Origin of the sequence: Neobacillus paridis (genome assembly GCF_016765675.1) — a bacterium.
GTDB lineage: Bacteria > Bacillota > Bacilli > Bacillales > Cytobacillaceae > Neobacillus > Neobacillus paridis.
The window spans coordinates 1-18,031 of record NZ_JAESWB010000340.1; the positions used below are offsets into that span (position 1 = coordinate 1).

Annotated in this window: 22 protein-coding genes; 18 read left to right on the forward strand and 4 right to left on the reverse strand. The window is 41.6% G+C overall.

Features of this window, described 5'->3' with window-relative positions:
• Positions 1 to 216 precede the first annotated feature (216 nt).
• Positions 217 to 456, forward strand: coding sequence for a YuzB family protein (locus tag JK635_RS19785; RefSeq protein ID WP_202655657.1), 240 nt, complete (start codon positions 217 to 219; stop codon positions 454 to 456).
• Positions 457 to 584: 128 nt separating this feature from the next.
• Positions 585 to 950 (forward strand): HesB/IscA family protein, encoded by a 366-nt coding sequence (locus JK635_RS19790; RefSeq protein ID WP_202655658.1) that lies wholly within the window; start codon positions 585 to 587, stop codon positions 948 to 950.
• A 224-nt stretch (positions 951 to 1,174) separates the two neighbouring features.
• Here JK635_RS19790 and JK635_RS19795 read toward each other — a convergent pair whose 3' ends face one another.
• Positions 1,175 to 2,173 (reverse strand): NAD(P)/FAD-dependent oxidoreductase, encoded by a 999-nt coding sequence (locus tag JK635_RS19795; RefSeq protein WP_202655659.1) that lies wholly within the window; start codon positions 2,171 to 2,173, stop codon positions 1,175 to 1,177.
• A 421-nt stretch (positions 2,174 to 2,594) separates the two neighbouring features.
• Here JK635_RS19795 and JK635_RS19800 point away from each other — a divergent pair, with 421 nt between their 5' ends.
• From JK635_RS19800 to kapD, 8 genes are all read left to right on the forward strand, one after another.
• Complete coding sequence (locus tag JK635_RS19800) at positions 2,595 to 3,821, forward strand: NAD(P)/FAD-dependent oxidoreductase (RefSeq protein WP_202655660.1); 1,227 nt, start codon at positions 2,595 to 2,597, stop codon at positions 3,819 to 3,821.
• Positions 3,822 to 4,002: 181 nt separating this feature from the next.
• A complete protein-coding gene (locus tag JK635_RS19805; RefSeq protein WP_202655661.1) occupies positions 4,003 to 4,320 on the forward strand; it encodes a YuiB family protein in 318 nt (105 codons plus the stop codon).
• Positions 4,321 to 4,433: 113 nt separating this feature from the next.
• A complete protein-coding gene (gene spsC / locus JK635_RS19810; protein WP_202655662.1) occupies positions 4,434 to 5,039 on the forward strand; it encodes a stationary phase survival protein SpsC in 606 nt (201 codons plus the stop codon).
• Positions 5,040 to 5,168: 129 nt separating this feature from the next.
• On the forward strand, positions 5,169 to 5,549 hold the full coding sequence (locus tag JK635_RS19815; RefSeq protein ID WP_202655663.1) for a DUF309 domain-containing protein: 381 nt from the start codon (positions 5,169 to 5,171) through the stop codon (positions 5,547 to 5,549).
• A gap of 61 nt (positions 5,550 to 5,610) precedes the next feature.
• Positions 5,611 to 7,119: a leucyl aminopeptidase gene (locus tag JK635_RS19820; protein WP_202655664.1), complete on the forward strand. Its 1,509-nt coding sequence runs from the start codon at positions 5,611 to 5,613 to the stop codon at positions 7,117 to 7,119.
• 206 nt (positions 7,120 to 7,325) lie between these two features.
• Positions 7,326 to 7,559, forward strand: coding sequence for a hypothetical protein (locus JK635_RS19825; RefSeq protein ID WP_202655665.1), 234 nt, complete (start codon positions 7,326 to 7,328; stop codon positions 7,557 to 7,559).
• Between the two features lie 127 nt (positions 7,560 to 7,686).
• Complete coding sequence (locus tag JK635_RS19830; protein WP_202655666.1) at positions 7,687 to 8,070, forward strand: hotdog fold thioesterase; 384 nt, start codon at positions 7,687 to 7,689, stop codon at positions 8,068 to 8,070.
• 161 nt (positions 8,071 to 8,231) lie between these two features.
• The gene (gene kapD / locus JK635_RS19835; RefSeq protein ID WP_202655667.1) at positions 8,232 to 8,855 is read left to right on the forward strand and encodes a 3'-5' exonuclease KapD; all 624 of its coding nucleotides are present in this window, start codon (positions 8,232 to 8,234) and stop codon (positions 8,853 to 8,855) included.
• A 36-nt stretch (positions 8,856 to 8,891) separates the two neighbouring features.
• Here the strand turns inward: kapD and kapB are convergent, their stop codons facing one another.
• The gene (kapB, locus tag JK635_RS19840; protein WP_202655668.1) at positions 8,892 to 9,275 is read right to left on the reverse strand and encodes a kinase-associated lipoprotein KapB; all 384 of its coding nucleotides are present in this window, start codon (positions 9,273 to 9,275) and stop codon (positions 8,892 to 8,894) included.
• A gap of 276 nt (positions 9,276 to 9,551) precedes the next feature.
• On the opposite strand from kapB, the gene JK635_RS19845 reads away from it, so the two are divergent.
• From JK635_RS19845 to gnd, 6 genes are all read left to right on the forward strand, one after another.
• A complete protein-coding gene (locus tag JK635_RS19845) occupies positions 9,552 to 10,088 on the forward strand; it encodes a peptidylprolyl isomerase (RefSeq protein WP_202655761.1) in 537 nt (178 codons plus the stop codon).
• A 77-nt stretch (positions 10,089 to 10,165) separates the two neighbouring features.
• Positions 10,166 to 10,375: a hypothetical protein gene (locus JK635_RS19850; protein ID WP_202655669.1), complete on the forward strand. Its 210-nt coding sequence runs from the start codon at positions 10,166 to 10,168 to the stop codon at positions 10,373 to 10,375.
• A 131-nt stretch (positions 10,376 to 10,506) separates the two neighbouring features.
• Positions 10,507 to 11,004, forward strand: coding sequence for a superoxide dismutase family protein (locus JK635_RS19855; protein WP_202655762.1), 498 nt, complete (start codon positions 10,507 to 10,509; stop codon positions 11,002 to 11,004).
• Positions 11,005 to 11,196: 192 nt separating this feature from the next.
• Complete coding sequence (locus JK635_RS19860; protein ID WP_202655670.1) at positions 11,197 to 11,415, forward strand: hypothetical protein; 219 nt, start codon at positions 11,197 to 11,199, stop codon at positions 11,413 to 11,415.
• A gap of 202 nt (positions 11,416 to 11,617) precedes the next feature.
• The gene (locus JK635_RS19865) at positions 11,618 to 12,829 is read left to right on the forward strand and encodes an alanyl-tRNA editing protein (protein WP_202655671.1); all 1,212 of its coding nucleotides are present in this window, start codon (positions 11,618 to 11,620) and stop codon (positions 12,827 to 12,829) included.
• A gap of 39 nt (positions 12,830 to 12,868) precedes the next feature.
• Positions 12,869 to 14,281, forward strand: a complete 1,413-nt coding sequence (gene gnd, locus JK635_RS19870; protein ID WP_202655672.1) for an NADP-dependent phosphogluconate dehydrogenase — start codon at positions 12,869 to 12,871, stop codon at positions 14,279 to 14,281.
• A gap of 59 nt (positions 14,282 to 14,340) precedes the next feature.
• On the opposite strand, the gene JK635_RS19875 is transcribed toward gnd, so the two are convergent.
• Entirely contained in the window at positions 14,341 to 15,504 is a 1,164-nt protein-coding gene (locus JK635_RS19875) for a MalY/PatB family protein (RefSeq protein ID WP_202655673.1), read from the reverse strand.
• A gap of 229 nt (positions 15,505 to 15,733) precedes the next feature.
• Positions 15,734 to 15,961, reverse strand: a complete 228-nt coding sequence (locus JK635_RS19880) for a helix-turn-helix domain-containing protein (protein WP_202655674.1) — start codon at positions 15,959 to 15,961, stop codon at positions 15,734 to 15,736.
• 231 nt (positions 15,962 to 16,192) lie between these two features.
• Here JK635_RS19880 and yugI point away from each other — a divergent pair, with 231 nt between their 5' ends.
• Entirely contained in the window at positions 16,193 to 16,591 is a 399-nt protein-coding gene (gene yugI / locus JK635_RS19885) for a S1 domain-containing post-transcriptional regulator GSP13 (protein ID WP_202655675.1), read from the forward strand.
• A gap of 165 nt (positions 16,592 to 16,756) precedes the next feature.
• Positions 16,757 to 17,959 carry an ornithine--oxo-acid transaminase gene (locus JK635_RS19890; RefSeq protein ID WP_202655676.1) on the forward strand — a complete coding sequence of 401 codons (1,203 nt, stop codon included), beginning with the start codon at positions 16,757 to 16,759 and terminating at the stop codon, positions 17,957 to 17,959.
• Positions 17,960 to 18,031 lie beyond the last annotated feature (72 nt).

Consider the following 18,031-nt stretch of genomic DNA (forward strand, 5'->3'; position numbering starts at 1 on the left):
TTTTCATGTATTTAGCTTAGAACACTACCGCGCTTTCGCTTGGTGGCCCCTTTATTTGGTGAGCGATCTGACAATCCCTCACCAAATGAAGGGGTTAAATTTTGCCCACATTAATTTTACTCATACACGTTCTATCTTGACAAATATACTAAAAACATGGTATTTGACGATACTGTTTAAAAATAGTAGGATAAATTATTGTGGAGAGGTGAAAGTATGTTCAAGCCAATCATTGAATTTTGTGTCAGCAACTTGGCTGAAGGTTCACAGAAGGCATTAGAAAGATTAGAAAAAGATCCAAATTTGGATATTATAGAATATGGATGTCTAAGTTACTGCGGGATTTGCGCCAGGTCTCTTTATGCCCTTGTTAACGGGGAAGTTGTGACCGGTGAGACAGCGGATGACTTGGTCGATAATATTTATCAATACTTGGAAGAAAATCCAATGTTCTAATATCGGGGAGCGGATCGCTCTCCTTTTTTAGTACAAATTCATATACTAATACAGAAGTTGGATTGCTTGAGTAGTTTTGGGCAACTGTTTATACTAAAGGAAAGCCTCAATGAAGGAGGGGAAATTTCTTGAGTAAGGATATTATCTTTTTAACGGAAGCTGCCTCACTGCAAATCAAAGACATGATGAAGCATAATGAGGAAGAAGATGCTTTTCTGCGTGTTGGGGTAAAAGGTGGCGGCTGCAGCGGTTTATCATATGGTATGGGCTTTGACCATGAGGTTAACGAAGGTGATTACCAGTTCGAACAATATGGCATCCGCATTTTAGTCGATAAAGAAAGCGCCCCCATTCTCCAAGGAACAAAGATTGATTATAAACAATCGATGATGGGTGGCGGCTTTACCATCGATAATCCCAATGCGATTGCTTCCTGCGGCTGCGGTTCATCGTTCCGCACTGCAACGGCAGCGGGTACACCGGAAGAATGCTGAATAGCAAAAAAGGCGTCCAATGGTGGACGCCTTTTATCTAGTATCACTTGAATTTATATCGTTCTACTTTGAAAATTGTCCAGCTCCAGCGCCTATCGCCTAGCAAACTTCAGGTCTCCTCCCTACGATAAGTCAACATCGATTCACTTCGTTCATCGTGTTTCCTTTATCTCAGTCGAAGCCCCTCCAGTTTGTACGGCGATGATCAAGGCGCTTCCGCTTTTCTATTTATCGAACATGGAAGAACTGTGTAATGGCTGAATTCTTGCCTTTGGATCCATAAAGGCCTTCGCATTGTTTACGGCTGTTGGCGCTTCGCCAAAACCGGCTGCAATTAATTTTACTTTTCCATCATAGGTACAAATATCACCAGCAGCATAGATTCCCGGAATATTTGTTTCCATTTTGGAATTGACAACGATAGAATTCTTTTGAATCTCGAGACCCCATTCTTTAATTGGACCGAGCGATGAAACAAAGCCGTAGTTACAAATAACGGCATCCACATCAATTGTTTCCCGGCTCTTGTCAGCAACGCTTTCCAGCACTACTTGTTTAATGCTATGTTCGTCGCCAATTAAATCAGCAGGAACAAATGGTGTTTTTACTACTACTTTAGAATTAAATAAGTTTTCAACACTATGCTCATGGGCACGGAATTTATCCCGACGGTGGACAATCGTCACTTTTTCGGCAATAGGCTCAAGCATTAAGGCCCAGTCGACCGCAGAATCACCGCCGCCAAATACGACGACTTTTTGACCGGCAAATTGATTGAGATCCTCGATGAAATAATACAGATTTTTCCGTTCATATTTAGCAGCACTTTCCAATTCTAACCGGCGTGGTTGAAAGGCGCCATTTCCTGCGGTAATAATAACCGTCTTCGTATAATGAACTTCACAGTTGGTTGTTAATTTAAATGTTCCGTCTTCTTGTTTTTCTAATTTTTCAACCGATTGTTCCAGTGCCACTGTTGGTTCAAATTTAGCCATTTGTTCTTTTAGGTTGTTAATTAATTCTTGAGCACGAATTTTAGGAAAACCGGCAACATCATAAATATATTTTTCCGGATATAGTGCAGTTAATTGACCACCCAGCTGCGGCAAGCTCTCAATAATTTTCACAGATGCTTGTCTCATTCCCCCGTAAAAGGCAGTAAATAAACCGACGGGTCCCCCACCAATAACCGTAATATCATATATTTTTTGATCTTCCTTCACAATGATCCCCCCAACTAGTAGTTGCAATTCCCACCCATTATCATACCATAAAACAAAAAATTTCTGCTAACTTTCTGCAAAATACGCATTTTTTCGGTTGTAACTTAATGAGGTAATTTGCCTCTTTTCTATTTAGTAAAAATAAATGATGTAAATAGCTTGAATTTGTGAGAAAACTAGCATAAGATGTATTAGGGAATATTGTTAAGATTCTGTGACAAAAAAAGTACATTTTTATGAAAAAATAGTAAAGTGAATGGTAATGTTGAAAGGTTGACGGGAGTATATTTTTTAAAGCCTGGCAACCAATTGATTTCTTTGCATTTATTCGTGAAGTTTATCACATACATTTTCTTACTTTTTAAAATAAAAATGTACAGAGCAGTGGAAAATAAAATAAATATTATTAAAAAGGGTGGAAGTGATTAAGTTGAGAAAGCCAAAAATCGTGATCCTTGGGGCCGGATACGGTGGATTATTAACGACTGTACGCTTGCAAAAGCTGGTCGGGGTTAATGAAGCAGATATTGTTTTGGTGAACAAAAATGACTATCATTATGAAACAACTTGGTTACACGAAGCTTCAGCGGGTACACTTCATCATGATCGAGTACGTTATGATATTCAAAATGTCATTGATCACAGTAAGGTAGACTTCGTTCAAGATACAGTGGTTGAAATCAAAAAGGATGAAAAGAAGGTCATTTTGGAAAAGGGCGAAGTGGAGTATGACTATCTCGTCATTGCACTTGGCGGTGAACCGGAAACATTTGGTATTAAAGGCTTAAAAGAATATGCTTTTGGCATTACCAGTGTTAATTCGTCACGTCAATTACGCGAGCATATTGAATACCAATTTGCCACTTATAATATGGAAGAAGAAAAAGACGACAATCGGTTGACGATTATTGTTGGCGGAGCAGGTTTTACCGGGATTGAATTCCTTGGAGAATTAACGAACCGCATCCCTGAACTATGCCATGAGTACGATATTGATCAAGGAAAAGTGAAAATTATTTGTGTTGAAGCAGCGCCAACGGTACTTCCCGGTTTTGATCCGGAGTTGGTCGATTATGCAGTGTCGCAGTTACAACGGAGAGGCGTGGAATTTTTAATCGGTACAGCCATTAAAGAAGCTACTCCTGAAGGAATATTAGTGGCCAAAGGCGATGAAGAGCCATGGGAAATTAAAGCGGGAACAGTTGTTTGGGCAGCCGGTGTCCGCGGAAATTCAATCATTGAGAAATCTGGCTTTGAAGCGATGCGCGGACGGGTGAAGGTCCAACCCGACCTCCGCGTACCAGGATATGATGATATCTTTGTTATTGGTGACAGCTCGCTTGTGATTAATGAAGAAATCAATCGTCCTTATCCGCCAACGGCACAAATATCGATGCAGCAGGGTGAAGTGGTTGCTCGCAATCTTGCCGCTCTGATCCGTAATCAGCCACAGTTGGAAAACTTCAAATTTGATAACAAGGGCACAGTATGTTCATTAGGGGAAGATGATGCGATCGGCGTTGTGTTTGGTAAAAAACTGACCGGCAGCAAAGCCGCATTTATGAAAAAGGTAATCGACAATCGCGCCCTTTATATGATCGGCGGTGTCTCCCTTGTATTGAAAAAGGGAAAATTGAAATTATTATAATTCGATCTTGAGCGATGAAGGACAGGGATTTTTACATCCTTGTCTTTTTTTGTCCCCGAGCCGACAGGACAGGCCTTTTATTGTTTTTTGGGGGAGTCCATGCCTCAGAAGCAATCTATTTTCATTGACTCCTCCATTTCCATTCAGTACACTAAAAGTTGATGGTTAAAGGGGGATTTTGATGAATATTGCGTTTTTGCTCATCTCAATTGTACTATTTTTTGTTCTGTTTTTTGGAATCGGCTTCATTTTAAATATGATCCTGCGCATGACATGGGTTATGACTGTGATTTATCCATTTATTGTTATTTTTATTATCGATAAAGTGCGTGTTCTTGATTATTTTGTAAAAAGCAAATATGCCTTTCAGGAATTAGGACAGCGCATAACCTCCCTAGCTTCCGCCGATATTATTATTTTGCTTAGCGGCCTTGCCGGAGCGATTGCCTCAGGGATTACCATCAAGCTTTTACGAAAAAAAGGATATCAAATGTTTTAACAGCCTCTTGCCTGTCGGTGAGAGGTTTTTATTTTTTAAAATTTTTCCCCTTCTTTTTTGAATATTTCCTAACATCTTGGGAATGAATATTTTGGGAGGAGTGAAAAATTTTAATGAATAAAATGAAGAAGTGGACAAAGCGTTTCGTGATGACATGTTTATTCATGATCGCATTATTTGTAACATTCCAATCGCTGTCTGGAGTGGACGCGAAAACATTAGTCAGCCGTTTGGCAAATGTTCTTTCCACCAGCAAGAATGTATCGGGGACCCCTTCCTTGGAAGAAGCCTTTGACTGGTCCAAGTACCCAAAATATACGGTGACAGCAACAGGCTACACCGCTGGATATGAATCAACAGGAAAAAATAGAAACCATCCGGAGTACGGAATTACCTATTCCGGGGTTAAGGTAAAACGCGACCTATTTTCCACGATAGCTGCAGACTTAACGGTATTCCCAATCGGTACGATTCTTTTTATTCCAGGATATGGTTATGGGGTCGTAGCCGATAAAGGGGGAGCGATTAAGGGGAATAAATTAGACCTGTATTTTGAAACCGTTGAAGAAGTGTACCGCTCATGGGGAAAAAAACAGGTCGATGTGTATGTCATTCAAAAAGGTGATGGCTCATTAACGGAGAAGCGGTTGCTGGCCTTAAATGAAGATAAGGCATTGCAAGTATTCCGCCAACAATATATGAAATCAGAAAAAAGATAAACAGGTCACGTACCTGTTTTTTTGTTGCCAAGAAAAATAAGGCTCATCGGAAGGATAGTTCAGCTTTGCTTAAATCCCCTTTTTTATGGTACTTTTTTGTTTAAGTATATTTGAAGGTGGAGACCCGTGATGAAGGACTTTCCAATCGAGTATTATGAGTTTTTTGTCAGCTTTAATGAAGGGGATTATTATACATGTCATGATTTATTGGAAGAAATATGGATGACAGATAAGCAGAATTTATTTTTAAAAGGGTTATTGCAAATGTGTGTTTCCCTCTATCACTATTCCTATGGAAATGTGAAGGGTGCGAGGATGATGATGCTTACTGCCTATTATTATTTACAGGACTATCGACCAAAATATTGGGGTCTGGATTTGGAGCAGGTCTATCCTTTCATTGAAGAGTGCCTGATGACATTTCCCAAGGATCTTGACAGTATCCCTTATGAAAGAATTGGTGAACTGCCCCAATTACCAACTTTACTGCTATATTTAGAAGATGATTAGAAAGTCGAAATAATGCTGTTTTTTCGCTATAATTGACACGAATAATGCGGAGGTGATGACCATGTTTCAAGTGAAAACAGAATTAGACTTATCAGCGGTACATGAAGGCTTGATTATTGGCCTATTGGACCAACCAGAGAAGTTTTCCGGTCCGTTAGCAATACTGGATGAACGTTTTGCTGGAATGCTGACAGAGCTTGTTAAATCCGGAGATATTTCTGCTAAGTTAAAATCGATTAGTAAAGTACATAGTTTAGGAAAAATTGCTGCCAAACGCATCTGGTTTGTCGGGCTTGGAAAGGAAAAAGAACTATCCTTTGATCAATTACGCGAGTCATTTGGTAAACTTTTTAAAGAAGTGAAGAACAGCCGCTTGACGGAAGCTGCCGTTTATTTAGATTCCTTCATCACTGAGAAATTCGATGGACGGGATGCCGCGCATGCGCTAAGTGAAGCCGTTGCTCTTGCCAGCTATCAATTCGATGGCTATCGGCAAAAATCGAATGAGCCGGAGCGAAAGCTTGAGCAGCTAACGGTGTACAGTGAATCGGCCGATGAAGCGGACGTTCAGGCATCTTTAACGGTTGGCTATGCTTTTGGCAGGGGAACAAATTCGGCAAGAACGCTTGTGAACACTCCGGGAAATATGTTGACGGCAACAGATTTAGCAAACTATGCTGCTAAGTTGGCTGCCAAGTATGATTTTGAAGTCGAAATATTAGATAAACCGGAAATTGAAAAACTAGGCATGGGGGCATTTCTGGCGGTTAACAAAGGTTCTGACGAGCCGCCAAAAATGATCGTGCTCAAATATCAAGGTAAAGACGAATGGAAGGATGTCATCGGTTTAGTCGGAAAGGGGATCACCTTTGATACGGGCGGTTATTCGATTAAGACAAAAACAGGAATCGTCGGAATGAAAACCGATATGGGCGGTGCGGCAGCTGTTCTTGGAGCGATGGAAATCATCGGTGAGCTTCGACCGGAACAGAATGTTGTTGCTGTCATTGCCGCCACCGATAATATGATTAGCGGCGGGGCATTTAAACCGGATGATGTGATCACCTCGATGAGTGGAAAAACAATTGAAGTGCTAAATACTGATGCTGAAGGGCGCTTAGTATTGGCGGATGCCGTGACCTATGCGAAGCATCATGGTGCCGAGTATTTGGTTGATGTTGCCACGTTGACCGGCGGCGTCATCACTGCACTAGGGGTGCATACAACTGGAGCGATGACCAATTATGAGCCGCTATATGAGCAAGTATTGGAGGCATCGATGGAAGCCGGCGAGCAAATGTGGCAATTGCCGCTGTTTGAGTCGGAAAAGAAACGCGTCCGTAACAGTAAAGTTGCCGATTTAAATAACTCGCCTGGGAGCGAGGGACATGCGATTGTCGCTGGTGCGTTTATTGGTGAGTTTGCCGAAGAAACCCCATGGGTCCATTTAGATATTGCCGGGACCGCCACCGCTTCCAAAGACTATGACCTCGGTCCTGCAGGGGCAACAGGCGTCATGGTTCGTACGCTTGCATTGTTCGTTGAACGATTCGAACCGATTGAAAAATAACGGCAGCGGTTTGGGAACTTAGCGACCAAGAAAAATCCTGGAAATGTTCTCATGACCCGTTTAAGAGAACCTCCGGGCCGGAAAAAGTTACTGTTCAGTTCTCATAGCTCAAACAAATCCGAAGCAATAACCACAGCCCGCCCACTCAAAAGGCCCGCTTCCGGCATATGAAATAGTATAGTAAATATTAAGGAGGTAAGGCCTTCATGTACCCATATTATCGCAGTTCCTATCCGGTTCCGGATCAAAGATTTTTCGGTTGGGGCTGGCCGTTATTGGCAGTAGGCGGGTTGAGCTTTTTAGGAGGATTAATTGGCGGCGGTATAGGCGGCGGACTTGGTGCTGCTTCAGTGCTGCGTCCACCATTTGGATATGGTTATCCCGGTTTTGGCTATCCAGGCTTCGGCTATCCAGGCTTCGGATACCCCGGTTTTTACTAGAAATGAAAAACAGCTGCGGCTGTTTTTTTTTTATAAGAAAAAAGGAAAATCATGATGAAAGGGAGAATAGTGTATAGGAAAATTTCCTAATTGGGGGAATCAAACTGATAAAACATGGAGGCAGAAAATGATTGAAAATACGTTAATTGCTGCGTTAGGAATCGAAATTACTCATCTGGAAGAGGGAAAAGTCATTGCCACGATGCCGGTTGATGAAAGAACGCGCCAGCCATTTGGCATCTTACACGGGGGCGCTTCGGTTGCCTTAGCCGAGACAGTAGCGAGTCTTGGTGCCTATGAATTGGTCAATAAAGAAACGGAGGCAGTCGCAGGACTTGAAATTAACGCCAATCACGTGCGTCCAAAAGCAGAAGGTCTTGTAACTGCGGTTGGCACCGTCCTTCATCGCGGCAAAACAACGATGGTTTGGGATATTAAAATTACGGATGAACAGGATCGGCTTATTTGTGTTTCCAGATGTACCATGGCGATTATTAAAAAGACTAAATAATGTTGAGGATGGTATAATAGACCATCTTTTTTTTGTAAAAAAATGCTTGTGAAATCGTGTTATAATGAAATAGATAAAAATAGAAAAAAAGCACAGTTTTTTGTACATGTTTCGCTATATAATGTATTACAAGACCAATGGTGATAAAGGGGGTGAAGACCATGAGAACGGAGCGGCAACATTTATTTATTGATTTCGAGTTTTCAATGCCGGAACGGAATGTCAGGATGAAGGATTTTTATGCGGAAATCATTGAGGTTGGGATTGTCTCAGTCGTGAATGATCAGATTATCGAGCAATTTTCTTCTTTTGTGACCCCTCTCAAATTTCCAAAACTAACCGAACGTTGTAAGACATTCTTACATATTACACAGCAGCAAGTTGACTCGGGGCTGTCCTTTTATGATTTTATTCGGAAACTGGAAGAATTTAATAAAAATAATTTAGACACTACCATTGTCACTTGGGGAAATATGGATATGAAAGTTCTACGTCATAATTGTCTAAAGGCAGGCGTAAAATTCCCTTTGAATGCTGTTGAATTAGATTTATCGATGGAATATAAACGTTTTTTTGGCGACCAAAATCAAACAGGTCTTTGGAAAGCCGTTCAGGAATATGGCAAGGAAGGGACAGGACGACATCATCGGGCACTTGACGATGCGCTGACTACCTACAATATATTCAAGCTGGTGGAAAAGGATAAACGCTACTTGGAAAAACCGAAACCGACGACGATTGGGGATCGGGTGGATTTCTCGAAATTATTAAATGAATTTGCGTAAATGGCCAAATCGTTCAAATTGATTTGGCCATTTAAATTATGCTTTAAAATAATCTTTTTCTAATAAATGCAGATTTTTTAGACTCATTTCTGCCCACTTTGTCGAATTTGCCTCAAGCTCCTGCTTCATTTTTTCTACTGCTTCCTTTAGGGAATCCCAATAATTTGGAACTTCCTCGGTAAATGGCTTGACCATTTGTTTTGGAATATTGGCCTGCTCTCTATAGGCAAGTGCTCGGCGTTCATGAAAAATCATCACATCTGCGTCTTTTGGATTGTGCAGATCCCCTTGCATAGGATGCTTCAACACCCCAAGTATTCTAACTAAATAATGCTGCGGACGGATATCCGTTATTTCCCCAATATATTTTCCTGTCTTATAAATCCCTGTTACGATAGTCCCGATTTGCAATTCAGGCATATGAACACTCCTAAAACGTATTTTGATACTTCTATTTTAGTATGAATTCGCGGAAAATGAAAAACAAAGTGTAATAAAGTGAAATTTGGAGGAAAGATAAGATGAAGAATTTCTTACCTCTGCTTATTCAAAAAAAGGTTGTTCCTGGGTTGGCACCAGTGTCTCAGGCATGTCAGTAGCGCCAAAACAGAACAGAAGGAAGGAGATCAAAAAGTGGCAAATTCCGTTTATCCTCAGCTGACGACAGAAGTGGCTGAGAACGAAAGGCTCGTAGAAATGGAAACATCGATGGGGAATATTAAGATCAAGTTATTCCCGGAGTATACGCCAAAGGCAGTGGAAAACTTTGTAAAGCACAGTGAGGAAGGTTATTATGATGGGTTGATTTTTCATCGGGTAATTAAAGATTTCATGATCCAGGGAGGCGATCCTTACGGTAATGGTACCGGCGGGGATAGTATTTGGGGGAAACCGTTTGAGGATGAGTTTGTTCATAATCTTTACAACCTGCGTGGAGCGCTGTCGATGGCAAATGCTGGTGCCAATACAAACGGGAGTCAATTTTTTATCGTGCAAAGCAGAAAACTCGATCCATCGATGAAACAACAGATGGAACAAGCCGGCTATCCAAGCGAAATCATTGAAGCATATGATAGAAATGGCGGCACTCCCTGGCTTGACCATCGCCATACGGTATTTGGACAAGTAATCTCAGGAATGGATGTGGTAGATCAAATTGCCGCTGTACCTGTTGATGCGAAAGACAAACCGAAACAAGATGTGGTGATCCAGACGATAAAACTATTAAAATAAGCCGGTTTCTTGGTATGAAGCATTTTTTACTGCTATAATTATGGTTAATAAGCTCCTTTAAGAAGGGAAGTAAAAAGATGTTTCATCCACTTGTATTGTCTTTGTTTTTATATTTTCCTGAAGATAAATCAGAATATATTCCGGCAGCCATCAGCTTTATGATTTTTTTAATCGGGGCATTTTTCACAATGCGCCTGATTATCAAGGTTTCTAAAAGGGAAGCAGATAGAGCTAAGGAATTAGAAGATAAAATCCTAAAAAAGCAAACTCCCAATCAGGACAGCTAATGACGGGCTGTTCCTTTTTTTTACCTTCCAGATTAAATCAGGACTGATTACCATCGTATAACGACTGAGGAAAATCCCCATACTAAGGGCAAATTGTCGATCTTGGAGGTATTACATTGAGGAAGATTTGGATGATTGTTCCGCTGCTCCTGCTGACTGGGTGTACGGAAAAACAAATAACAAAGACAAATGTAAAAATGTATAATGCAGACGGGGATTCACTTGGGACGATTAAGCTGGATGAACAATCAAGCGGTGTAAAACTTACGGTGAATTTAAAAGGGCTGCCACCAGGTGAGCATGCGATTCATATTCATAATAAGGGAAAATGTAAACCGCCCGATTTTAAATCGGCCGGCGACCATTTTAATCCCGAGAGTAAAGACCATGGACTTCTCTATCCAAAAGGGGCACACGCCGGGGACCTCCCTAACCTGGTTGTGGAAGATGACGGCTCCGTTAAAACGGATTTAATGGCACCCAATGTTACCCTAAAGGATGGGAAGAAATCATTGTTTACCAAAGACGGTACCTCCATCGTCATTCACGATGGAAAGGACGATGGAATGACACAGCCGGCAGGCAACTCGGGCAAGCGGATTGCCTGCGGCGAGATTTCGAATGATTAGCAGTAAACCGGTTCTCTAGAGGTCATGATAAAAATAGCACTTCAATCAGGTATATGGTGAAGTACACCAGTTTCATAAAAAATAGGGCGCCTTTCCATAGGGACCGCCCTTTTTTCTTTTTATAGGTAAAAATCTAAGCTTATCCCAAATTTTGTACATACACTACCATGAGATTGTATAGGAGGGATTTAGATGGAAAAGAGGCAATTCGGCATGTATCCAGGTCAGTATTTCCCGCATATGGGTTATCCACAAATGGGGGGTTTTCAAGGCTATCCGCAAATGGGCTACCCGCAAATGGGCTACCCGCAAATGGGCGGCTATCATGGCTATCCGCAATTTGGAGGTTACCACGGCTATCCGCAAATGTCGGCTCCATACTATGGCATGCGTAAAACAGACAAAAAATAAAGGAACGAATTTATTTGGTTCTTTGGAAGAAAACCTGTTGCTGTTAAAGGACAGGTTTTTTTAGCTTTTTAGAGGTATAATTCAATTACACCTTTTTTTGCCTGTAATAGATTCATTGATCAGCAGTTTGCTTTCAACTTGATTTATTTTTCATTTTTATTAACAATTAGGATAGAAGTTTACCTAATGGGAGTGCGAAACGATGACCAACAAATTATTTTATACCGACCCATATTTACAATCATTTTCAGCCGTAGTTTTAAAGCAGAACCAGGATGAGAATGGCAGCTGGTACGTGGTGTTAAATCAGACAGCTTTTTATCCGACCGGCGGTGGGCAGCCATATGATACCGGAATGATTGGTGACAGCAAAGTAATCAATGTAGAAGAGATAGACGGGGAAATCCGCCATTATCTTGAAGCCCCTTTGTCGGAAATCGGAGCGGAGAAAAACTGTCAGATCAACTGGGAAAGACGATTTGATCACATGCAGCAGCATTGTGGCCAGCATATTTTATCAGCCGCATTTGAACAATTATTCGATTACGATACAGTCGGTTTTCATTTAGGGAATGATATTGTCACGATTGACTTGGAGACTGAACAATTAACGGAAGAGGAAGCAGCCCGAGCGGAGGAACTGGCCAATCAAATCATTATCCAAAACAGGCCGATTGAGATAAAATGGGTCACTGAGGATGAGTTGTCTCAATATTCGCTGCGGAAAGCGCCAAAAGTAAAAGAAAATATCCGGCTCGTCATGATCAAGGACTTTGATTACAACGGCTGCGGCGGAACCCATCCGCATGGAACCGGTGAGGTCAGTGCCCTTAAAATCTTGACTTGGGAAAGACAAAGAAAGAACATCCGCCTGCAATTTGTCTGTGGAAAACGCGTCATCAACCAATTGGGACAAAAGCAAAAGATACTGCAGGACTTAACCAAGCTGCTTAATTCCCCGGAGAGCGAAATGGTCCAAGCTGTCACCAGGATTTTGGAAAATGGAAAATCGCTTGATAAATCATTGGAGCAGGCACGCGAGCAATTGCTGCAATATGAGGCCCAAGAATGGCGGCGAACAAACTATGACGAGAATCATGTGATTAGCCGCGTGTTTCAAAATCGCTCGATTCAAGAGCTGCAAAAGCTGGCCAGAATGATCACGATGGAAGATGACGCAGCCTTGGTTCTAGCTGTTTCCGAAAATGAAAACCGCCTTCAGCTTGTATGTGCCAGGGGGAATAGCAGATCAGAAAATATGAAAAACTTGATCGTTAATGCTTTATCATTGATAAACGGCAAGGGCGGGGGCAATCCTTCATTTGCCCAAGGCGGCGGGGACTTATCTATGTCCGGCGAACAAATTCTTGAGCATCTGTTCACGCTGCTAAAACAGGAAAATGTGCAAGCATAGCCGTAGAAAAAAATAATACACCATGAGAGGATGGTTTAGGTGCAAAAACAACAAATTGGTGTGGTTGGTGTCGGTGTAATGGGGAGAAGCCTGGCACTTAATTTTGAAAGCAAAGGCTTTTCTGTAGCTATATATGACCTTTCAGAAGAAAAGGTAAATGAACTATTAGCAAATCATCATGGAAAAAATATTGTTGGAACGGCGAACATTCAAGCTTTCATACAATCGCTTGAACGTCCGCGGAAAATTCTTTTAATGGTCACTGCCGGAGTGATTACCGACCGAGCGATTGAATCGTTGCTGCCTTATTTAGATAAGGGCGATATTTTGATTGATGGAGGTAATACTTTTTTTCAAGATACGATCCGCCGGAATAAAAAACTTGCTGAAAAAGGGATCCTGTTGATCGGCGCTGGAGTGTCCGGCGGTGAACAAGGGGCGCTTAAAGGGCCGGCGATTATGCCAAGTGGCCAAAAGGAAGCATACGAGGCAGTTGAACCGTTATTAACGGCTATATCTGCAAAGGTGAATGGCGAACCGTGTTGTACATATATTGGTCCCGATGGTGCCGGGCATTATGTGAAAATGGTTCATAATGGCATCGAATATGGCGATATTCAGCTGATTTGTGAATCATATCATGTAATGAGGTCTCTGCTGGGATTATCGGCTAACGAACTTCATGAGGTATTTAAGGAATGGAATCAAGGAGAACTTGATAGCTATTTAATTGAAATCACGGCTGATATTTTTACAAAAATCGATGAGGTGACTGGCAAACCACTAGTCGATGTCATCCTCGACCGTGCCGGACAAAAGGGAACAGGTAAATGGACAAGTCAAAATGCGCTTGATCTGGGTGTTCCATTAACAATGATTACCGAATCCGTTTTCTCCCGCTTTCTGTCGGCCATGAAAGATGAACGTGTGAAGGCAAGTAAATGGTTAAAAGGACCATCGCAGAATAAAGTTGTTGGCAATAAAAAAGAAATTATTGAGCAAATCCGTAAAACACTATATTTTAGTAAAATTATTTCTTATGCTCAAGGTTTTTCCCAATACCAAATTGCCTCCAAGGAATATAATTGGAATTTGCAGCTTCGTGAAATTGCCAAGATCTTCCGCGGAGGCTGTATCATTCGAGCGGCATTTTTGCAAAATATCATGGATGCGTATGAACGAAATCCTCAGTTAGAGAATCTGCTGCTTGATTCTTATTTCCAATCAGTAACGGCAGATTATCAGGAGGCAGCTCGTGAAGTCGTTTCGGCGGCAATAAAAGCCGGCATTCCCGTTCCCAGCCTTTCGAGTGCTCTTGCCTATTATGACAGCTATCGCAGTGCGGTGCTTCCGGCAAATCTGCTGCAAGCACAAAGGGATTACTTTGGTGCTCACACCTACGAGCGAATTGACAAGCAAGGAAGCTTCCATACGGAATGGTTAGAAAAATAATTATCAAGCCGGACGTCTTTATTTCGCGTCCGGCTTTTACTAAATCTGTGATTTAACCGTTATTTCAAAGCGTTTTTCAAACGCTTGAGTCCTTCCATTAAGTAGTCCTTCGGGCAGGCGATATTCATGCGGACAAAGCCTTCGCCACCAGGTCCGTATTTTGATCCCGGTTCTAAGGCCAGCTTTCCTTTTTGCAGCAATGCTGTTCGCAATTTCTCATCCGATAACCCAAGCTTGCGGCAATCAAGCCAGAGCAGGTATGTTCCTTCCGGCTTAACACAACTGATTTCTGGTAAATGTTCCTGCAAAAACCTGAGCGCATATTGTTTATTTTCTTGTAAGTAATCGATTAATTCCTCAAGCCAGGCTTCACCGTCACGATAAGCCGCTTCCATTGCAGTGATGCCAAAGGTATTCAGGGAAAAATAACCCTGCCGCTTTAATGTCTCGTCAAACTGTTTTCGCAGCTTGGTATTTTTAATAATCGCCACCGAAGCTTGCAGGCCTGCTAAATTAAACGTTTTACTGGGAGCAATACAGGTAATGACATTTTCCGATAGATCATTTGTTAAGGAAGCAATCGGTATATGTTTATACTCTTTATAAACTAAATCGGAGTGAATTTCATCGGAAAGGATCAGGCAGTTATATTTTAGACATAACTCACCGATTCTTGATAACTCCTCTTTCGTCCAGACTCGGCCCCCGGGATTGTGCGGATTGCATAATAAGAAAAGTTTGCAGCCTGATTTTAGTGCATCTTCAAATCTGGTGTAATCTATTTTATAGCCGTCATTCTCAAGAATAAGCGGTGCATTAACGACGATCCGGTTATTTTGTTCAATCATATTAAAAAACGGCGTATACACAGGGGACTGCAGTAATACGCGGTCACCCTCCTCTGTGAATGCTTGAACCGCGGTACTAATGGCCTGTACAACACCGCTGCAGTAAATAAGCCATGAAGGATCAATGGACCAGCCGTGTCTTTTTAGCACCCATGCCTGAATGGCTTGTTTGGTCGATTCGGGGATAAACGTGTAGCCAAAAACTCCATGATCAGCTCGTTTTTGAATCGCCTCAATCACGGCCTGCGGCGGTTTAAAGTCCATATCAGCCACCCACATCGGCCACAAATCAGCTTCGCCAAATACCTCTTTTGTTGCTTCCCATTTGACCGAAGCGGTGTTTAAACGGTCAATTTTTTCATCAAATATCGTCATAACTACGCCACCTCCAATAATTTCAATCCTACCAGTTTCACTTAATATGATAAATGATTCCAAGTAATTGTTAAACACTAACTGTACATAAAAAAAGTGGACAAACCATGGCGGTTGTCCACTAAAAAGGGGGGAATACTAGAAAGCTTATGTGATTATATTTGCCAAATTTCCCCTATTCTATACGTTGAAGTTTAAAAAATACTAAGTTTTGTAGCAGCACGAGTTACTATTTTTTTTCATTGCTGGGCTGGGTGGGGATCTTTTCCAAAAGATCTGTAACCGCAATATCCAGAACAGTAGACAACTTTAAAATCGTTTGCGTACTCGGTATTTGTTCATCAGATTCATATTTTTCAATTGTATGCGTACCGACTCTAACTTTTTGGGCTAATTCCTCCAGCGACATTTGCTGCATTTCCCGAGCAGCCTTAATTGTTTCACCAATCGTATTCATACTGTTCACCCCTTATAGAAAATATACTTTCTCAATATAAGATTAACATGATAATGATTATTTTTTTAGACTTAATTTGAACATTCTGTTACGATTTTCGGATATTTTCACATTGGTTAACGATATTTACCTTGTTTGTCCCGAATAGGTTTTGATTTAAACTGCTTCAATATGTTATAATTTTATACTGCGTATAAAAGGGTATAAATAAACTTATTTAGGAGTGTTTTCATGACAGATAATATTGAAATAGGCAGTATTTTAACAGGTAAAGTAACGGGAATCCAACCATATGGTGCATTTGTTGCTTTAGACGATCATAATCAAGGACTTGTCCACATATCCGAGATCACCCATGGTTACGTGAAAGATATTCACGATCACCTTAAAGTGGGTGACGAGATTAAGGTGAAAGTTTTATCCATTGATGAAGAAGCAGGAAAAATCGGTCTATCGATCAAGGCCACTGAAGAACCACCCGTAAACCAGTCAGTACGTTCAAGGAAGCCGCGGAGACGCCAGGCGGCAGCCATTATTTCCGAAGGCGACGGGCAACAGGGTTTCAATACTTTAAAAGAAAAGCTTCAAGAATGGATTGATCAATCCCAACGTGAAGAAATCAAAAAATAATGATATAAAGCCTAAGATGCCCGGTTGCAGACTAGGCTTTTTCTTATTTTTTGGCTGAAATTGATATTGCTGACTTATTAAAGTTTTGTGAACTATTCACTCTTTTTTGTTCCTAGGCTACAATAGTAGTATGTACATATTTCTATGGGAAGCGAGGGAATGAAAATGACTGAAACGCAAAAATCACAAAACATCATTGAACAAACAGAGAAATATGGAGCACATAACTATCATCCGCTACCAATCGTTGTTTCACGAGCAGAGGGAGTGTGGGTGGAGGATCCTGAAGGCAATAAATATATGGATATGCTTAGCGCCTATTCCGCCGTCAACCAAGGTCATCGCCACCCGAAGATCATTCAAGCATTGAAGGATCAGGCTGACAGGGTAACGTTAACATCCAGGGCCTTCCATAATGATCAGCTTGGACCGTGGTATGAAAAAGTTTGTAAATTAACAAATAAAGATATGGCATTGCCGATGAATACAGGAGCCGAAGCTGTCGAAACGGCCTTTAAAGCGGCGCGCCGCTGGGGCTATGAGGTGAAGGGGATCGCCGCTAATCAGGCTGAGATTATTGGCTGCACAGGCAATTTCCATGGCAGAACGATGACAGCAGTTTCCTTGTCCTCAGATGAAGAATATAAACGGGGATTCGGCCCGATGCTGCCGGGAATTAAGCTTGTTCCATACGGAGATTTGGCAGCCTTAAAGCAGGCAATTACGCCAAATACAGCAGCATTCTTAGTGGAACCGATTCAAGGTGAAGCAGGGATTGTAATTCCACCTGAGGGCTATCTTAAGGCAGCATTTGAACTTTGTAAGGAAAATCATGTCCTGTTTATTGCCGATGAAATCCAGGCAGGCTTGGGTCGGACAGGTAAAATGTTCGCTTGTGAATGGGAAGGAATTGAGCCTGATGTTTATATTCTTGGCAAAGCGCTTGGCGGCGGTGTTATCCCGATCTCTTGTGTCGTTGCCAACAAAGATATTTTAGGAGTCTTTAATCCTGGCTCACATGGCTCAACATTTGGCGGAAATCCACTGGCATGTGCTGTTTCCATTGCTGCACTTGATGTGATCGTGGATGAAAAACTGGCCGAAAAGTCATTGGAGCTTGGGGAATATTTTATTGACAGGCTAAAGCAAATAAACAACCCTGTTATTAAAGAAATACGCGGCCGTGGCTTGTTTATTGGCGTAGAATTACATGATAAGGCCCGGAAATATTGTGAGCAATTAAAAGAAGAGGGGCTGCTATGCAAGGAAACACATGAATCTGTTATCCGCTTTGCTCCGCCGCTGGTCATTACGAAAGATGAATTGGACTGGGCATTGGAACGAATTATGAAAGTACTTGGGGCATAAAATGGTAAGGGAAATTACCAAGTATCCTTGAGACTAACAAGTGAAAAGGGAATAATGAACCGGGCAGAGGAT